Here is a 16323-nt window from a genome sequence, read left to right on the forward strand (position 1 = left end):
TATAGGGATGATTGCAGTCCTTCTTAGCATTTGCCTGATCATCCTTTCGGGGTGCAGAGGCAATATGGAACTGAACGAATTGCATCTTGTCCATTCGGTCGCCATTGATGCTGGGAGCAATGGATCCGTTAAGCTTACAGCCGAAATAGCTGAACTATCCCCCAGCGGACAACAACCAAAAGGGATGCATAACGGTACCTTTTTTCTGTCTACGGAAGGAAAAAGCTTGTTTGAAGCCGCCCGCCTAATGAGAACCAAATCGGACCGAACGCTGTTATGGGGACATACCACGGTTATCTTATTCAGCAAAAAGGTGGCTGATACTGGTATCGATAAGCATATAGAGGGCATTCGACGATTAAAGCAGTTCCGTAATTCCACGCTGCTTTATGTAACAGATGGCAATGCCTCTGACGTCCTCCAGGTGTCTAAGCCGGACGGTCCGATTTTTTCACAAGCTTTAAAAGGATTGTCACTGGGTGATAAAGACACCGCATTAACACAGCAAACGAGTTTAATTGATGTTTATAAAGAGCTGGTCAATCACACCCAAGATTTAACTATACCAGCGCTTCAGGTTCTCAAGGATCCAATTAAAGGAAATAAACCTCAGCTGCAAGCAATGGGCCTATATGCATTCCAGGGCGAGCGACTCATCAGTCTTATGAGTGCAACGGAAACCAAGGGATATTTACGATCCTTAAACAAGATGAAGAGCTCTGTAGAAACGCTCACCTGTGGATCCAACCAGACCATCACATTTGAAAATGTCAGTAACAAGAGTCTCATACAACCATTTGTCGATGGCACTCTGAAACCAAAAATCCATATTGAGATTTATGCGACGTTGAATATTACCGGATTTGAGTGTAAGGGGGCTCAAATCACTCCCGATAAGATCATTGATTTGGAAAAACAGCTAAACAAATCAATCGCCAGTGAAGTACAGCAGTATATCCGTTATTCTCAAAAGCATAAGGTCGACTTGCTCGGTATCGGGGAAAAAATTCATCGCAGCCATCCAAAATATTGGAAAAGCATGCAAGCAGCATGGCCAGATATTTACGCCTCCTCCCAAGTTACGGTCACGGCCCATTGCCGAATTGATCACACGAATTTTATTTTCGAGATCGAGCCCGGTGTGGGTTAAACATTTACAGCCCGGTCGTGTGATTATTGTACATTTGGAGCATAAACATAAAGCCGATCCTTCCTGACTTGCAGGAGGGTCGGCTTTTAATTGCATAACTAGACGCGAACGGTTTTGACAGCTTCAAGTGCCCTCAGTGTTTCCCTAATAAAAGCTGGCTCATCCTTAGGCGTACGCGACGTTATCAAATTGCGGTCAACTACAACCTCGGCATCCTTAAAATTCGCTCCTGCGTTGGTCAAATCATCTTGTAGCGGCGGGTAGCTGGTCATGGTGCGGCCTCGGGTCAGCTTGGCGCTAATCAAAATTTGCGGTCCATGACAAATCGCCGATATCGGCTTACCCTGCTTGTCGATTTCACGAATGAACGATTGGATGTCAGGATCAAGCCTAAGCTGCTCTGGTGAAGAACCTCCAGGAATCACAACCGCGTCGAAGCTTGCCGGATCTGCATCCTTGGCAGCTTTTTCGCTCACATAGGTGACCGACTTCTGCTTGCCCTCCATTTCACACCGGCTTTTAATCCAATAATAACAGTATCATGTCCAGCCTTGCGAATAGCCTCATATGGCTGCTGCATCTCACTATCCTCAAATTGCGCTCCTAACAAAAATGCTACTTGTGCCATTATCATCAGCTCCTTTCAATAACGAGATTGTTATCAAAGCCTATGTCATTTTACCCCATTATACACGCTATTAATCAACGGTTGATTCGACTTAGGGGTCTTATGGTATACTGTAGGCAGATCTTGGTAAAGGTATTTAAGGTCATTACTTCGACAATTTAAAGGAGGTCAGCTCATGACTTTGACATCAATTGTTGTTATTGTGCTTCTTGTTATTGTCGTCGTCGTTATCAGCAACGCCACTATACGTAAATCCAATCAAGAGAATTTCTCCAGTCGTGACCGTCACAAACGTCAAAAACCGACTGCGCCAAGGAGAAAGGTTCAATCAACTCAAGCAGCCTCTTATGAGGATACTCCGGTTCCATCCTTGCTCGGTATCCAACCCACAATGCCCATGAAGCAAGCAGTGCTTCGATTGGAAAAGGCATTGACGGCCGAATTTACAGCTAAGCTCAAAACCCGCATACTAAACAAACAACCGCAAATGTCTCCGGCTGAATTTGAATGGAAATTCCTTGAGCTAAAGCGATATTTTTTGATGACCGCGATTTTGAAGGATGTTCCCATGTTTAGTGATGCTGTTGACGATATCTGGCATGAAATGCTTATGTTTACACGTGAGTACAGCCAGCTTGGAGAAGCTTTTCTCGGTTCTCCCATCCATCATGCTCCACATATCGACGGTGTTCCTGACCCCGATGGCCGGGCTTGGTTTGATTGGATATATGCCCATATGTTCATCCATACTGCTTATTCCAGTCGGATCTGGGGTCCCTTCTTCCGGTATCCCTTAAATCCCGAGCGGCTTGAGGAGCTTAGGCAGGCAGAAGGAGCAGCCATACGGTCTGGTAGATTCAATCAACAGGCTTCGGATCGTTATCCGGAGATCCATGAAACTATTAATAAGCTAATCCATCAGGCCAAGGAACAAGTATCTAAGGCAATTCCCGGTACTACTTACTCCGCAGAGCGACCCGCTTCCCAATCGGCAGCCTATATGCCTTTTTTGGCTGGAGCCTTACTGTTTTATTCAGCTACCCAGCTCGACAGCTTCGATTCCCTGATGGAACAGCATTATACCCAAGAAGAACTCATCAAGCGTGAACAAGACACTACGGGCTATGGCGGCGCCTCATCCTGTAGCGGCAGCGATTCAGGTTCATTAAATCACGAAAGCAATTGCAGCAATGATAGTGGTGGCGGCCATGATAGCGGCAGCTCCTCATCGTCAAGCTGCTCCTCATGTGGTGGCGGAGGGGATTAGTTCATCAGCAGTCTAGAATAATTGAAATTCAAGTGAGGAAAGGAAGATCATAATGTCACTCATCGGTGAAGAACGCAAACGCATAATTATTGATCTTCTGGAAGATAACGGAGAAGTCACCACAGCAGAGCTGGTTCTTTTATTACAGGTGTCCAAGGAAACCGTGCGCAGATATCTGGATGATCTTGAAGCTCAGGGTAAGCTAAAAAAAATTTACGGTGGCGCGGTTAAACGCAGCTATGCTCAGGAGGAATCCCCTTACCTGGAGCGTGTAAACCTGTTTCAGAATCAAAAAACACAAATAGGCCGCCTTGCGGCTGGCCTTGTGCAGGACGGGGACGTCCTCTTTTTGGATGAAGGTACCACTACCCTATCCATCGTTCCTCATTTGAACCATCAGCATCTTACTATTGTGACCCACTCATTCCCCATAGCGGCCTTGTTGATAGAAAGAAGCCATCAACATACATTTAAGGGACGCGTGCTGTTTCTTGGTGGTGAAATCAGTGTGAAGCAAGCACGCTGCTCCGGGTCCATCACCGAAAACATGCTAAGTTACTACTATGTAGATAAAGCGTTCATTTCTGTCGATGCTCTTCATCCTGAAGCAGGAATCACAAGTTTGGATGAAGGCAAAGCTCTCATTTCCCGAAAAGCGATCGCACAAACGAGCGATGTTATCGTCATTAGCGATTCCTCCAAGCTGGGTCAACGCTCTCCTTATAAAATTAGCGGTCTGGAGCACCTATCCCGTATTGTTTGTGATCTGGAGCCTCCCATTGAATGGAGGACGGCGTTGCAGCAGCACTCGATCGAATGGCTGACTGCGGCTGAGATTTAGAAAGATTTAATCCAGTGCCGATGTGGACGCTTTGTTCGTCTCATTGGCGAATAAGCCACTAGGCAGCTTTGCATCCCAAGCTTTAGGCGCTTGGAGCCCAAGAGCATGGGCGACGACAGCGGCTGTATCCATGATTGTAAAACCTTCAAGTGCTGCCCCCGTCTGAATACCTGGACCGATACATCCCCAGAAAATAGTTTTGTCGAGTGGATGGTCACTTCCATGTTCCTGTGGATGAATACCTCCGCCTCCATGATCGGTTACAATAATAAGCAAGCTGTCCTCCCCTATTCCCGCTGCTTGTATGGCATCAAGAATAATCCCCGTGTGTGCATCTGTCTCCTCAATCCCTCGAATCTGCTCCGGCGTATTGAAGCCATAACGGTGTCCCATTGCGTCCGGCCAGTCCAAGTCAATATACATCAATAACAAGTCAGGATTGTCACGAATATAATTCGCTGCTGCTTGAGCCAGTTCACCATCTACTGGGTTATTGACTTTGTACACACTCAATGAACGTTCAATAATTCCATCATTAATGGGCTGCCAAGCGCTGAAGGATGCCAGCTTTTTATGAGGATAAGCTTCCCTTGCCAAGCGAAAAACGGAAGGATATGCTGAATCCTCTGGAAAGGCTGCTTCTGCTGCCAAGTCATTGGTTAAACCATGCTTCTCAGGGACAACTCCGTGCAAAAGAGCCCCCCAGCATTGCGCACTAATAGAGGGTAAAACCGTCTGAGCATCGAAGGTAAACGCCCCCGACTGAATGAATCGATCCAAATGAGGCGTATGTGCCCTTTGCACAAAAGTTCCTGCTCCGTCCCACCCGATAATTATGACACGATTAATTGGCTCCATACCAGATCACGCTCCTAATATGAGTTTACGGGTTTCCCCAAATACCAATCGAAATGACACCTGCAGTGATTACTCCAGATAAAACAATTCTGCGCAAGCCATCCGATTCTTTTAATAAAAAAATGCCAAATATAGCACCGAAAACGGTTCCAATCTCGCGCATAGGGGCCAAATACGATAATGGTGCAAGCTTCATCGCAAATAGAAACAGCAGGTATGAACCCGGTGAGCATACCGTTCCCAGCAAAATCGTCTTGAAATTCATTTTCCATTCCTGCTTGATCAAACCGGATCGAAGCGCAATCGGACTTAACACAAGCAAATACGCGATATTCGCAAGCTCGATTAAAGCTACTGGCGAGAGCGTCTGTAATACAATTTTGTCAGTCATGACATAACCAGTGATACACAATCCTACCGCCAATACGGGCAAAAAATTTCGAAAAGCAAACGTTTTGTTCTCTCGTTTCTTGGTAAATCCACCGAGTGCAAACAGACCCAGAACGATACCGCATACACCAGCCCAACCTACAGGTGTCATCGATTCACCCATGAATACTACGCTTAGAACCGGCACAAGCAGCGCACCTGTTCCACGCATGATAGGATACATTTGAGACATGTCCCCAAGCCGATATACAATCGGAAGCAGAAGACAATAAGCCATTTGAAATGTCATGGAAAGCAGCATGAGTGCCAACACAGATGAGGAAAGCTGAGTCTGCAGCAATTCGCTAACAAACTGGGGGAGCAAAAGCACAAACGATGTAATGTGAATCGACCATAGGAATACAATTTTATTAGTGCTGGTTTTGGTGAATAAATTCCAAACTGCGTGCATCAGCCCTGAGCCTATAACGAGTATAAAAGCAATAACGATAACCGTTTTCCACCTTTCCAAAAGATGAATACTTATGGCTTCATCATACTCCGCGGTCGACATCATGTCAACTAAAAACAATTAAAAGCAACAAAAAGCAAGTACCACTTAATTACTAGCCTGAGTACTAGACAATAGCAAAGCCCGCCGGTTATTCACTGCGCCAGCGGGCTTACTATCCGATTATTTCCTATTCATCCACAAGTGTCATTTCCTTGGAATTATTTTCGTAAAAATGATTGTAAACTTCATTGAGCAGCAAGATGAGCGTTCTGCTTTGCTCCTCCCCCAACTTCTCGATGAGACCAGAGAAAATAAACTGGTATCTTTCTGTGGCTTTCTGAGCAACAACTTCTCCTTTTCCCGTCAGCCGCAATAAAGTAATCCGCTTATCTGTAGCATCATTAAAACGTTCTACTAAACCAGCAGCAATTAAATTTTTGATCATTTGTGTGACAGTCGGTGAGGTAACCGATAATCTTTTGCTAATGTCAGAAATATTGACCCCATGATCGCTTTCATTCGTGAGTAGATTTAAACAAAGCAGAACTCGGATCTCGCTTGATTTAATACCGTTGACGGTTTGCTTTCGCCACGCGGTTTTACCAAACCGCTCGAAGGTTTCAGACATTTCCTTTACAATAGAAGCCATTTCCTCAGCCACTGAAAATATTACCTCCATTTGATGTTAACATTTACAGGATTACTCCTGTTCAAGAATGGATGCCTCTCGATCACGGATTATCCGTCTGAGCTCGTTCGCAATGTCCCGAGTAATTATACCACGCTCGTATAAGGCCTGTACCTCATCTCGCTCCGCTTGGATGGCTACCCAATGCAAATCTCTTTTGATTTCTTCATTTCCTTCCTTATTTCCTTGTCGTGAAAGATAAGGCTTTGACAGTTTATCTTTAATAAAATGGTAGTGGTTAATAACCTCCATTACTTCTTTCTCCTTTGATCCGGAATGGAGCCGTCCCAAGGTTTCGATAACCACATTGCTGGTTTGAAGCTTAATTTGTCTCATTGCCTCTCGATCAGACCTCGATTGAGCGTCCGAAAGCCTCGATTCCTCCTTGAAAAAGATTCCCTTAAACCTTTTAGCAATAGACTTTAGGATAATAAGCAAGAGATGCGTCCGATTTGATAAAATCAGCTCAAGCTGTTCCAAGCTGGCAAGAAATAAGCCGGCATGCTCCTTGCTAATCTCTTTACTTGCCAACAAACGACGCGTTTCTTCACGCTCTATTTCAATAGCTTCGATTCGAAATTTGGGTTCATTCTTACTCATGTGCAGCCTGCCATACCTGCCTTCACTTGGCTGAATGTGCTTCATCCAACGATTATAATCTGCAAGGACAGCCGCGGATTCAACTTCGTTGTCTTCACTCGTAGCGTGATGAACCGCCTCAATCGCTGCGCTCATCATCTTGATCTGACCCAGCCGTTCTTTTTCCAGACGCTCCACTTCATTCTTCTTTCCATCGTTGTTGGCTAGCAAGGGAAGCACAATGCTAGCTGTAAGAAGAGACAACAAGATAACAACCGTTGCCAGAAAAATAACCAAGCTGCGTTCTGGAAATGGGTCACCATTCTCGATAATCAGCGGAATTGAGAAGGCTCCCGCAAGCGTCACAGCACCGCGAACACCGGATAAAGAAGTCATCGCAAGAATTTTAAAGGATATATTCTCACCGTTTTTATTACGGCCAAATAAGCTTCCTACTCGCGAAAAGACGAAGGTCCATAGATACCGAAGTACGATTAGCATAATGAAAATAGCCAACGCATAAAACATGACTTCCCCATTGTTAAATTCAGGGCTTCCCAGTACTGTACTGAAAACACTTGGAATTTGTAAGCCCAGAATAACAAATACGAGCCCGTTTAACAGGTAAAGGATCACGGACCAAGTATGGTCTGAAACCTCGTTCGTTCGCGGTTTGGCTTTTTGCGACTTATCCCGTTCCACAGCATGCATAACACCACCGGCCACAGCGGCTAATATGCCGGATAAGCCTATTTCCTCTGCTGCCAAAAAAAGTGCGAACGGAGTCAGAATATGTATGAGCATATGCATGGTCTCGTCTTCGAGTCCGGATCTGCGGAGTAAAATACGTAAACCGGTAATGAGCGATGCCAACACCGCACCAACCACAAGGCCGCCAATAGCGATTATCAAGAAGCTGACGCCAGCCTTGGGTAAAGAAAATACGCCGGTTACAGCAGCTGCCACAGCGAATTTGAAAGCGACCAGCCCTGAAGCGTCGTTCATCAATGCCTCACCTTCGAGCAGATGCATCAAGCTTTTAGGCAGACGGATTCTCCCTGCTAATGCACTGACAGCTACGGCGTCTGTGGGCGATAGTATGGCAGCGAGGCCGAATGCCACAGGAAGTGGGATTGATGGAATCATCCAATGAATGGCATATCCAATCACAAAAACAGTTGCAAACACAAGGCCGACAGCCAGTAATAAAATAGGAGCGCGAAGACGCCATAGTTCACCGCGTGGTGTGTGTTTACCATCGTTATAGAGTAGAGGAGCGATAAATAGAAGAAAGAAAAGCTCAGGCTCAAGGTGCATATGAATGCCCATTGGAATAAAGGTTACAGCAACACCTAAAGCAATTTGTATGAGGGGAACGGGAACGAATGGGATTTCCCGATTTATAACATTAGAAACCCCAATAAGAGCAAGTAGAACCAAAATCGTAATAAATAATTCCATACCCAAGCTTCTCCTCTTCAGAAATGGCATGACAGGAAACAATCCAGTACGCCTCTTTCATATATTAATGAGCAATTGACTTTTCGAGCTTATTGTTTTTCACTTCTAACTGAGCTTTTTTAGCATGTTCGGGCATGAATATATTAAATCACACAATTAAATAGGTTTGCAACCTATTTAATTTCTTGCGAAAGTTAGCACAAAGAGCCATCAGTAAAGTGATCGTATTTAGATCCGATGAAATTAATGTATCCCTCAATAGAAATTTGATACCTTTTATTTACAAACAGAATATTCAATGACAGCATTGTCGTAACGGCTGGGGCTTCGATCCGATCACTAAACGACGCCGAACTTATTATGAATTGGGTCGAGACGCATTACCAGGAGCCTTCACCATCCACATACTCGCCAAGGAGATTCATCTGTCCCATAAGCATATGTTTGCGCTGTTCAAGCAAAAAACGGGGGAAATACAGAAAGCAGTATCTTGGATCTACAGCTCTCGTTTGGTTTTCAACTGGTTGCGTTGGTCTCTGGGGGAAATCCCTCTGTACAGCTTGAATTGCTTATTAAAGTAACTCAAGGAATGGAACCCGCATTCAAAAGCGATGTCAGTGATCGATTTGGTCGTGTGGTCCAGCAGATAGACCGCAGATTGTAATCGAAGGCGGCTAATAAACTCATTGGGGGAAAGATTCGTAATGCCTTTGAATTTTTTATAAAACAATGTTTTTCGCAGATTGGACATCACAATCATATCATTTATATCGATATCCTCGGAGAAATGGGACAGCATATATTGAATGACATTAATGATCCCTTGGTCCGTTTTTGAATTAGCTAATTCAGCCTGCTGCATAGCTTCATAATAGCGGAATATCATAACAAGAATATCGATAAAATAAAGAAATTGCTTGGCTCTCCACCCGGGAAGCTGCTCTTCCCCTTCGGCTATCGCAAGCTTGGAAGCGTGTTGTATGGCTTGAGCATACGGTGTATGCGCAGGAATTAATGGCGAAAACTTGTCAGCTGCATAAAATGGCGTCAGCAGCTTATGCCCTTCTGGAATGGATCTTGCAATGGAAGGGGCAAACAACACCATCGTCCATTCCACCGGTTTATCGCCATCCTCAGCCAGATTCCAGTGCGGCTCAAAAGGACGAAACACATAAACATCGCCAGGCTTGCCATGGTAATCACGGTCGCTCAGATGATATTTCACATTATTTTTTAGCACGATGCTAATCTCAAGCGCATCATGAACATGCAGCTCGTGCTCGGTTAAAGTACCGACTTTTTTGACAAAATTAAGTTCATCGTCCAACCGAATATCATCGTAAAACATAGCTGCTCCCTCCATCATCCCAGCTGAAGCTGAAATACTTGTCAGCCTTTAAGTATAGCAGAACTCTTTTTAACATGAAAGCGATTCCAAAATTCATAAAATCACAAAGGATACCAGTCACCCGGTATCCTTCGTGTATAAAACGGATATTAGTTAGTTATAACTATTTGACTTGGTCCAGCAGCTTGGCAATTAGGGTAACTGCTTCTGCACGGGTTGCACTCGCATTTGGCGCAAACAAATTATTGTCTCTTCCGTTAATGATTCCCTTATTGGCAGCAGCAGCAACATGCGGACGTGCCCAAGATGGAATGTGTTCTGCATCTGCAAACGAGAGCATTTCTTTTCCATCAGTAGGAAGCTCTAATGCCCTGCCCACCATCACAGCAATTTCCGATCTGGAAATTTTGCGGTCTGCACGGAATGTTTGATCCTCATAGCTCGTAATAATACCTGCACCTACTGTCTGAGCCAAGTGTGGTTTCACCCATTCTGGAATGCTAGAGAGGTCAGCAAAAGCTAATTCGGTAGCTTTACCCTCTAATTTAAGCGCTCGACTGATCATTACCGTAAATTCAGCACGATTGATTTCACCGTCAGGGCGGAACGAACCATCCTCATACCCATTTACGATACCAAGTGCCAATGCACGCTCAATAGCTGCTTTACTCCAATGGTTCTGGATATCGTTTAGAATGGTCTGCCCTGCTGTTGGATTAACCATTGGTTGATTACCCTCGATGATTGAGGTCAAGGTTGCATTCTGATCAATGGCCTTCATGCTGGACTTATCGTACGCTACTTCAACCTCATAGGACTGGATGTTATTGGGTGCCGTCTCATCCAGTTTGACCCAAGCTTTTGATCTCGCCGATAAATCCTTTACTTCGTATTCGATCTCACGTGTATTCGTCACATCATTCTTGCTGAGGACACTAACCTCTGACAAGCTTCCATTTTGCTCAACCCTAAACTCAGCAATTTCTTTACTTTGTTTAAGGATAAAAGAAATATATGGCTTCCCACCCATAATCCTTACAATACCCGGTCTTGTCACATACTCCTCAATGACCGATTTCTCATCAGTTCCGCTTTTGAAAATCGTGAAGTTCATACTGTACTTGCCATCAACCAACGTAGATGACACTGCAGCTGAACCGCCTCCAGAGCCGCCTCCAGAGTTGCCTGTGCCTGGCGTTGTTGGCGTTGTTGGTTCGTCAGGTACATTGACTGGAATGACCTTGTCAAATACCAGTTTAAAGGTATGAGCTTCCCCTTCTGAACCGGTTAATTGAAGTGCATAGGTAGCTGTCAAATCCTCAGTTTCGAACTCTACCTGCCTGGTGCTTTCCTCATTAGCCAGTACTCTAACAATCCCGGATTGTTTAAGTGAGTATTGCGGCAATAACTCGGATATGGTGCCATCAGCTTTAATAAGTTGAATTTTCGAAACCGTTACTCCACTTTTTAATTTAATTACTGCCATTTTCTTGCCGTTAACAACTTTCAGAGTGCCTCCATTGGCGACATAGTTACTGATTGGAGTTCCGGAACCATCCTCTGACACTGCTGCTTTGAAGGTAAAGCTGTATTCACCGTTTTTAACCGGCTTATTTAAATCAATAGCCTTATCGACTGCTGCTGCTTTGAACAAAGTCAATGCTGCTTGCAGAGATGCCTGTGCTCCATCCAATTGCTGCTGGGTTGCAGCTGTAAGACCAGCCGTTGCCTTGGCTTCGTTAATAGCCACTAGCAATGTGCTCTTAGCACCTGTTGGATATTGGCCATTATTGGTTCCTTCTACAGCTGCATCATGGAAGGCTTGAGCTTCTGCTATGAGTGCTTGTAAGGAGATTGTTTTCACAATATCAAATCTCAAGCGAATCGAATGATCCATTTCATAAGGCGATCCATTCGGGAGTTTGGTAGACACATGTACCGCTGCATTCAGCAACGCCGTCATGTCGCTCACCTCAAACTCAACCACTCTTGTATTCGCTGCTGCATCTGTGCTGACTACAGTCGTTTCGACCAAAGTACCGTTCTGCTCAACCTTGAAGCTCGGCACCACCGTGCTTTCTTTGATCGTGACCGATACCTTGTTCTTGCCATTCATAATCTTCCATTTCGCTGGTTTGTTAAAGTACTTATCCATGGAGGAAGCTTCATCCTTGGTTGCATGCAACGCTGTGAAGTTCAAATCTCGTTCGGAGGTTATACTGGAAAAAACAAGCTCCACATCGTAATCATTGTCATACAAGAAAGTCGGCGTCACCTGCCAGTAAATTTTCACCCATCCGTTCAATCGTTTAGTCAAATCATTGACTTCGAATTTAATGACTCGGGAGTTGTTAACGGCATCACGGCTTACGATATCCGCTTCTTTCAAAACTCCAGCCTGCTCAGTCTTGAACGAAGTGATTTCAGCACTTTGCAGCAAATTAAACGAAACGTATTGTTTACCGCCGACAACCGTCAATTTGCCACTGCTCTTGTCTACGTAATCGTACATCACCGAATTCTCATTCGTGCCTTTTTTGTAAATGTTGTAGTTGATTGCATACTGACCGTCAGCTAATCCTCCCGTTCCTGTCCCCGGGTTAGTGACAACAACTACCACTGCTTTGAACGCAGTCAATGCTGCTTGCAGTGATGCCTGTGCTCCATCCACTTGCGGCTGGGTTACGGTTGCATTGCCAGCTGTTGCCTTGGCTACGTTAATAGCCACTAGCAATGTGCTCTTAGCACCTATTGGATATTGGCCATTATTGGTTCCTTCTACAGCTGCATCATGGAAGGCTTGAGCTTCTGTTATGAGTGCTTGTAAATAGCCTTTAAACATCACGTTATCAAATTTTAAGCGAATCGAATGATCCATTTCATAAGACGATCCATTAGTGAGTTGGCTAGACACATGTACCATAGCATTCAAAAATGCCGTCATGTCGCTCACTTCAAACTCAACCACTCTTGTATTCGCTGCTACATCCGTGCTGACTACAGTCGTTTCCACCAAAGCACCGTTTTGCTCTACTTTGAAGCTTGGCACCGCCTTGTTGTCATTGATCGTGACCGATACCTTGTTCTTGCCATTCACAATCTTCCATTTGGCTGGTTTGTTAAAGTAAGTATTCATGGTGGAAGCTTGATCCTTGGTTGCATGCAAGGCTGTGAAGTTCAACTCTTGATATACACTATCGCTCACATTTCCGCCATAGACCGAAGTCGTGGTAGATTCTAATTGTACGATAGGATTGTTGCTGACCGCCATGGCATCCGGAAGCGGGATACCTGCTAGCAGGACAAACAGGATGAGTAAGCTTGACAAGACTTTCTTATATTGCGCGTTCACAGTATCTCTCCTTTACGAATAAGCAGCTTCGATAGGCCACCGATAAAACTCAGCAAGGGCTAATAGTTCCTTTAAATAATAACGATAATCATTCTCATTAATATCACAAAAAAAATATTATTACGCCTTCTTATTCACTTTGTATTTGCTAATCAATCTTCATTCCTAACGTATACCGAGATAAATGGATTGCCGTATGCATACAATTTCGATAATAAATGAAGGAGCAAATAATTGTCAACCCCCAAATAAATATATTTGTGCTTGATAGGTGGCATTAAAATTTGTTATAAATTTTATCATTGACAATGAGAATCATTTTCAATATTATTTAATTTAATGTGTAATTATTCACTTTAATTTCTGAAGGATGATAGGTTCAACCCGTGCTGAGCATTGGCAATCCCTCTACCCACTAATCTGATGCCTCTGAAAAAAATAATGCTACTCACGTTATACAACCATGAGTAGCTTAACATGAATTAATCACAACAATTAAATCATAATAATTCATGCAGCAGTACAATCACCTCTTGTAAGGTGACAAATCTTCGCGGTCTGTCAGCAGCTTACCAGTCTCGGCATATCGACAGACGGCCGATGCCACCTGGAAAGCATATGCTCTTCTTGGCAGGTCAGTATGGTTGGTTTTACTATGATGCAGCGTTTCCCTATGGAAAATAACAGCATCTCCGGGAGCCATAGGCTTGCAGGCTATTCCATTTTCCGGTTCAGCAGCACGGCGATGCGTTTCTCCAGCTTCATTCAGATCCTTTTGGCGACCCAAGCGATGGGATCTAGGTGCCAACCACAAGCCAGCGTTTTCTTGAGTGATATGATCCAATGCGACAAAGCCATTAAGCATATGCCCCAGAATATGGGTGTACATATTATCCTGATGCCAGGCTAAGCCTTCACCACGGGGAGGAACCACTGCATACATCCCCATCCACAGCTTAACATCATCACCCAAAATGCGTTCAAAGGATTCAATAATTGTTGTATTGCTCAGGAAATTGACTGTTTCCGGGAACTGCGCCTGACTTTTAGCCAAGCTCAAAGTCGGATTGGACTTCCATTTGCCATCATGGGACTGCTGGGTTGCAAATTCCGCATTTTCCTGGTTAATTTTATCAACCGTTTCTTGGGTCAAAAATCCGGGTGCGTAGAAATAACCTTCGCGATAAAATTGTTCAATCATTTCCTCAGTCAATACAAAATTCGATGCGTTGGTCATTAGCATGGGTTGAATCCTCCTTGATTGGTTTGCAATAAATATAGCAAAGAAACACTTTATTCACTGCTTCAATCCAATCAATTAGTTGTACTTTTGTTCATGAGACTTAGTTCATCATATGGCGGGTTCTAATTCGATTTCGGCCAATGCCACTCTATCAGGTCATCACTCCAAGCGATTCCAATACAAGCGTGTGTATCAAAGATGACCTGCTCGTCCTCAGGACCGCTCCCATGAAAGAACATCAGAAATTTTCCAATCCCTTCAACCTGCTTACAATCCAATACGAAACCCGCTGTAATCCTGCCTTTTGCCCATTCCCATTCCTGCTGCCCCAAGGTCAGCAAACGGTTTTGATGCGTCCAGCTTTTCAAATCCGATGATCTCATCACTCCGATACCGTTCTCGGGTGAGTGGAACATCACATATTCATTGTCTATTTGGAGAATGCACACGTTCTCTCCAGCACGCTCGTTTCCATAATAAGTCCAGTTCTCTAAATCATAGGAGTACGAGAGACTTACCCCATTTTGCTTGTAAAAGCACCACCATTTCCCCGAATCTTTATTATCTTTAATCAAATAAGGATCAATCATCCGTCCCATTTGCTCAGCGGGAACCTCTGGGCCTTTTAACAACAGCAATTCCGGCTCTGCCCAGTTCACAAGATCCTCGCTCGTCATCGTCCAGATTCGGGAGTCACGGCTGCCATACTTCTCACCGTCTGGTCGCGGATAGGTTTGCAGACACATCACCCAACGATTCTGATAGCGAATCACATTGCCAGGACTGGAATAATTCAAGCTTCGGTCTCTCGGTGTCAATTTCCTTGGCTCGCTCCACGTCAACAAATCCTTGCTTTCACTCGTAGCTGTATACATGTATATACTTCCATCCGGCTCTGTTTCCGTTAGCGTATAAAACAACCTGAATACACCTTCATGATGCATTGCAGCCGGATCGCGGTAAGCGATCCGGCTATTGCCTTGCAGCAAAATAGGTGATGATATTTCATCCAGTCTCAAGACAGCCAAATTCATCCCTCCATTCATACATCAAGCTATTGATGAGATCCGATCTAAGCTGAGGCTGATTCAAGCACTTGGCCTAAAGTCTTCGGATTTCTTTATAGGCCGAATTTGTCCGTTCACATCGAATTCGATGCGAAACGCACCCGGCTTTTCCTTGAACGGAGCACTGTCGTTATTGCCAAAAAATGTACTCCACCACTGACCTGCTTTATCCTGAAAAATCGTATTATGCCCACCGTGCGGAATCGCTACATATCGGTCGCCATACGGACCATACAGCTGATCAGAGCTTGCCGCAAAGCAGTGATAATCACCGTCTACAAAATCCGCACCGACCAGATGGTATCGTCCTTCTGCTTTAAACAGAAACGTTCCTTCGAAGCCGACATGCTCGGCATTGGCAGGTTTTAGCTGCTGCAGTTCCTCTGCCAATGCCGTCAAATCTTCATTCATTCTCGCAATTTTACCATTATCACATAAGAAGTATACCTGACCGTCATCATCTTGAAAAAGTGAAGCATCAATATGAGGACTTATCGGTGCATCGACCTTCATGTTGTCCACATAAGGTCCCTCCGCCTTGCCGCTGAGGCTCCGCAGCAATCCGTTTCCAAGCCGCGGAATGCTGTAGGTGATCCAGAAGGTGCCTTTTAAATAATGGATCTCGGGTGCCCAGAGGGGACGGAACGGCGCTCCGTCGCGCAGCTGAATTTCCTTCTGCCACGTACCGTCCCGATCCACATTCCATACGGTCGTCCGCTTGCGCGGTTCCGTAATCAGCGGTGTCCAATGCTTTAAATCTAGCGACTTCCACAGCTGAATATCTCCTGTCACCGCCCACCAATCGGGAAACCCGGTCGTTCCGGTCATGTAATAGGTACCGTCTTCCCCTAGACAAATAGAGGTATCACGAATCGGATAGTCCAAAAAAGGTGTCAGGACGTGCGGCAGTTCCGGCATTTTCATCATTGTGATCTGTTCCTTTTTGTCATGATGGGTT

At 44.7% G+C, this 16323-nt stretch carries 12 protein-coding genes and 1 pseudogene; 3 read left to right on the plus strand and 10 right to left on the minus strand.

Annotated elements, in window-relative coordinates:
* Positions 1-7: 7 nt before the first annotated feature.
* Positions 8-1150 (plus strand): Ger(x)C family spore germination protein, encoded by a 1143-nt coding sequence (locus BM210_RS05895; RefSeq protein WP_256223327.1) that lies wholly within the window; start codon positions 8-10, stop codon positions 1148-1150.
* A gap of 98 nt (positions 1151-1248) precedes the next feature.
* On the opposite strand, the pseudogene BM210_RS05900 reads toward BM210_RS05895, so the two are convergent.
* Positions 1249-1778: pseudogene (locus tag BM210_RS05900) on the minus strand (type 1 glutamine amidotransferase domain-containing protein).
* Between the two features lie 175 nt (positions 1779-1953).
* On the opposite strand from BM210_RS05900, the gene BM210_RS05905 reads away from it, so the two are divergent.
* Complete coding sequence (locus BM210_RS05905) at positions 1954-3045, plus strand: glycine-rich domain-containing protein (RefSeq protein WP_091165556.1); 1092 nt, start codon at positions 1954-1956, stop codon at positions 3043-3045.
* A 52-nt stretch (positions 3046-3097) separates the two neighbouring features.
* A complete protein-coding gene (locus BM210_RS05910) occupies positions 3098-3886 on the plus strand; it encodes a DeoR/GlpR family DNA-binding transcription regulator (protein WP_091165559.1) in 789 nt (262 codons plus the stop codon).
* Between the two features lie 6 nt (positions 3887-3892).
* On the opposite strand, the gene BM210_RS05915 is transcribed toward BM210_RS05910, so the two are convergent.
* The 9 genes from BM210_RS05915 to BM210_RS05955 form a co-directional block, all read right to left on the minus strand.
* Positions 3893-4744 carry an alkaline phosphatase family protein gene (locus BM210_RS05915; protein WP_091165561.1) on the minus strand — a complete coding sequence of 284 codons (852 nt, stop codon included), beginning with the start codon at positions 4742-4744 and terminating at the stop codon, positions 3893-3895.
* A gap of 25 nt (positions 4745-4769) precedes the next feature.
* Entirely contained in the window at positions 4770-5705 is a 936-nt protein-coding gene (locus tag BM210_RS05920; protein WP_256223253.1) for an EamA family transporter, read from the minus strand.
* Positions 5706-5814: 109 nt separating this feature from the next.
* Entirely contained in the window at positions 5815-6288 is a 474-nt protein-coding gene (locus BM210_RS05925) for a MarR family winged helix-turn-helix transcriptional regulator (protein ID WP_177237652.1), read from the minus strand.
* Between the two features lie 39 nt (positions 6289-6327).
* On the minus strand, positions 6328-8355 hold the full coding sequence (locus tag BM210_RS05930; RefSeq protein ID WP_091165566.1) for a Na+/H+ antiporter: 2028 nt from the start codon (positions 8353-8355) through the stop codon (positions 6328-6330).
* A 496-nt stretch (positions 8356-8851) separates the two neighbouring features.
* Positions 8852-9703 (minus strand): AraC family transcriptional regulator, encoded by an 852-nt coding sequence (locus tag BM210_RS05935; RefSeq protein WP_177237653.1) that lies wholly within the window; start codon positions 9701-9703, stop codon positions 8852-8854.
* 163 nt (positions 9704-9866) lie between these two features.
* Positions 9867-13055: an NEAT domain-containing protein gene (locus BM210_RS05940; protein ID WP_091165570.1), complete on the minus strand. Its 3189-nt coding sequence runs from the start codon at positions 13053-13055 to the stop codon at positions 9867-9869.
* A gap of 526 nt (positions 13056-13581) precedes the next feature.
* Entirely contained in the window at positions 13582-14298 is a 717-nt protein-coding gene (locus BM210_RS05945) for a phytanoyl-CoA dioxygenase family protein (RefSeq protein WP_091165573.1), read from the minus strand.
* A 122-nt stretch (positions 14299-14420) separates the two neighbouring features.
* Positions 14421-15326 (minus strand): glycoside hydrolase family protein, encoded by a 906-nt coding sequence (locus BM210_RS05950; RefSeq protein ID WP_091165576.1) that lies wholly within the window; start codon positions 15324-15326, stop codon positions 14421-14423.
* Positions 15327-15386: 60 nt separating this feature from the next.
* The gene (locus BM210_RS05955; RefSeq protein ID WP_091165578.1) at positions 15387-16292 is read right to left on the minus strand and encodes a family 43 glycosylhydrolase; all 906 of its coding nucleotides are present in this window, start codon (positions 16290-16292) and stop codon (positions 15387-15389) included.
* Between the last annotated feature and the right edge of the window lie 31 nt (positions 16293-16323).

The sequence above is a fragment of the Paenibacillus sp. 1_12 genome (assembly GCF_900114475.1).
Classification (GTDB): Bacteria; Bacillota; Bacilli; order Paenibacillales; family NBRC-103111; genus Paenibacillus_S.